We start from the raw sequence: 1,854 nt of genomic DNA, 5'->3' as shown, positions 1-1,854 counted from the left end.
ATTATATACTGATTCTTGTCTTGTATCTCCTCCTTGAATTAACTTTACTGGTTTTGAGGGGTTAACTTCGGCGATAATTTCTGCAAATATCGGAAAATCATAAGGTTGTCCTATAATACCAATCCATTCTATACTTTTAGATTCACTAGCTGATTTTAATGTCCATGCTAATAATGGTTTTCCTTGTAATTTTAATAAAAGTTTATTGCGATTACTGCCCATTCTTTTGCCCATTCCCGCCGCTGGAATTAATAAATACATGATAATAATTAATATAGTTAATAGTTAATTGTAGGGAAAATTAACAATATTTATTTTACGATAAACTCTCAAATGGCAGAATTAGAAAATGGCTACCTTTGAATTAAAATACATCATCGAGAAATTAAAGAAGGCACAAGCATAAAGATCGTTTAACAAGAATAGGGTTTAATTACATTCAAGTGTTGTTAGCAAAATAAGGAAAATCTATAGAACCCATTTGGTATCTTTTTTAGAAGAATTACATAGTAATGATTTGAGAATAAATGCTTTAATCTCGTCAAAACCTTTTGTTATTTCGGTTACAGATGTAAATATCAAATAGGTTCTATAGAATCAGATTAGAGTTATGGGAAAATTAGAAAAATTAATCGATATATTATTAAGAGATCCACCAGAATTAAGTTATGATGATGTCTATTATATTCTCACTAACTTTGGCTTTAAGGAAGTATCAGCAAAGGGAAGTCATCATACTTTTAGAAATAATCAAGGACTGAAAATAACAGTACCCAAGAAAGGCGGTAAAACTGTTAAAAGAACTTATCTAAAACAAATTATAACTTTATTAAAATTAGGAGAATAAATGAAAATTCAAGATAAATTAACGACATTAGAAGATTATTTAAACTTAAATTATCCAATTACTTTTTACCCCGAGAATGAAGGAGGATATACCGTAATAATTCAAGATTTAGAAGGTTGTATATCTGAAGGAGATACTTTAGAAGAAGCAATGAAAAATATCTTAGATGCCAAACAATCATGGTTAGAAACTGCATGGAAATATAGGGATTCTATTCCCTTACCTTCTCATTTTATTGCTAATAATTAGACCTTATCATAAACTATGATATTAAGCGATCGCTCTCGTAAGATAAACAATAGACTTCTTGCACTCTCTTGCACTCTTGCAATGGTTATTAAAATTGATCATTTCTCATCTTAAATACATTTTAATTTTTGTTTTGCAAGAGGTCTAATAGAAAAATATGATATTAAGTGATTTTAGAACTAAAAGTTGTGGTTTATGCCTTTATTATCAAGCTAACTTTTGTGCAGTAGCACCGAATTATATTGGACTTGCTCATTTATGTACAGATTTTAAATTAGCAGAAGAAATTGAAGAAGAAGAAATCAACGAAATTCCCTTAATTGAACAGTTAAAAAAAGATTATTTTTTGGAGTTATTATCTTCTTATACTGAAATAGAAACAGGACGAACTATTACTACATTTACTCAAACAGATATTGATTTATGGATTGTGCCACCTCGATTAATTACTACGAATCATTTATTTCGGGAATTAACACAAACTAGGGCTTTATTTGAATATTATCATAATCCTATTACTGGTTATGATGTACAAAAAAGTTTAAGAAAATTATTAGAAGTTTTGGGTGAATTTTCTCGTTTAGCTAAGGCAAAAAAAAGAAAATTATCTGAGTTTGAATTACCTAGATTATTGATTTTGACACCGAGTATTACCGAAAATATTTTAAGAGAATTTGGTACAAAAAAAAGCAAAAACTCAGGAATTTATTTTCTACCTCCAGCATTTTTTACAGGATTAGTAGTTATTGACCAATTAC

Annotated in this window: 3 protein-coding genes and 1 pseudogene; 3 read left to right on the top strand and 1 reads right to left on the bottom strand. The window is 28.6% G+C overall.

Annotated features, from left to right (window positions below; translation table 11 throughout):
* On the bottom strand, positions 1-261 hold a 261-nt coding region (locus tag FWJ34_RS19290; RefSeq protein WP_308256947.1), incomplete at its 3' end, for a 2-C-methyl-D-erythritol 4-phosphate cytidylyltransferase.
* 349 nt (positions 262-610) lie between these two features.
* Here FWJ34_RS19290 and FWJ34_RS19285 point away from each other — a divergent pair.
* The 3 genes and pseudogenes from FWJ34_RS19285 to FWJ34_RS19275 form a co-directional block, all read left to right on the top strand.
* A complete protein-coding gene (locus tag FWJ34_RS19285; protein WP_308256946.1) occupies positions 611-847 on the top strand; it encodes a type II toxin-antitoxin system HicA family toxin in 237 nt (78 codons plus the stop codon).
* On the top strand, positions 848-1,096 hold the full coding sequence (locus FWJ34_RS19280; RefSeq protein WP_308256945.1) for a type II toxin-antitoxin system HicB family antitoxin: 249 nt from the start codon (positions 848-850) through the stop codon (positions 1,094-1,096). It abuts the gene before it with no gap.
* Between the two features lie 157 nt (positions 1,097-1,253).
* Positions 1,254-1,854: pseudogene (locus FWJ34_RS19275) on the top strand (hypothetical protein); the annotation flags it as partial.

The sequence above is a fragment of the Geminocystis sp. GBBB08 genome (assembly GCF_016743215.1).
Taxonomy (GTDB): domain Bacteria; phylum Cyanobacteriota; class Cyanobacteriia; order Cyanobacteriales; family Cyanobacteriaceae; genus Geminocystis.
This window is presented reverse-complemented; position numbering and strand designations above follow the sequence as displayed.

What these genes read in the sequence shown, in the direction of transcription:
- FWJ34_RS19280 (WP_308256945.1), top strand. Translation starts at nt 848, where the DNA reads ATGAAAATTCAAGATAAATTAACGACATTAGAAGATTATTTAAACTTA.
- FWJ34_RS19285 (WP_308256946.1), top strand. Translation starts at nt 611, where the DNA reads ATGGGAAAATTAGAAAAATTAATCGATATATTATTAAGAGATCCACCA.